The organism is Neisseria sp. P0018.S001 (assembly GCF_051957355.1).
In the GTDB taxonomy this organism is placed as follows: domain Bacteria; phylum Pseudomonadota; class Gammaproteobacteria; order Burkholderiales; family Neisseriaceae; genus Neisseria; species Neisseria subflava_A.
The window spans coordinates 1-451 of sequence record NZ_JBQCWN010000069.1 but is presented as its reverse complement, the minus strand read 5'-3'; the positions used below and the strand labels follow the sequence as shown (position 1 = coordinate 451).

Below are 451 nucleotides of genomic sequence, written 5' to 3'. Positions count from 1 at the left end.
AAGAAAGGGGGAGAGGGGGGGAAGAAAAGGGGAAGGAGGAGAGGAAAGGGAGGGGGAAGAAGAAAGGAAGGAGAGAGGAAGAGAGAAGGGAAAGAAGGCGGAGGAAGAAAAAAGAGAAAAAAAAGGAGAAAGAAAAAAGGAAAAGAAAAAGAAGAAGAAAAGAAAAGAAAAAGGAGGGGGAAAAGGAGGAGAGGGGAAAAGAGAAAAAGGGGGAAAAGAAGAAAAGGAGAGAAAGAAGGAAAGGGAGGAAAAAGAAGGGAGAAGGAAGAAAGGAGAAGAGAGAGAAGGAAAAGAAAGAAAGGGGAAAGGAGGGAGGAAGAAGAAGGAGGGAAAAGAAAGGGGGAGGGGAGGGAAGGGAGAGAAAAAAGGAGAGGAAGAAGGAGGAAGGAGAGAAGAGGAAAGGAGGAAGGAGAAGACATCCGCCCAGGGGCCCAAACGAACATTGTCTTGA

Annotated in this window: 1 protein-coding gene; it reads left to right on the top strand. The window is 46.6% G+C overall.

Annotated elements, in window-relative coordinates; genetic code table 11:
- A partial coding sequence (locus ACTHTJ_RS10865; RefSeq protein ID WP_440362687.1) for a hypothetical protein occupies positions 1-451 on the top strand: 451 nt, incomplete at its 5' end.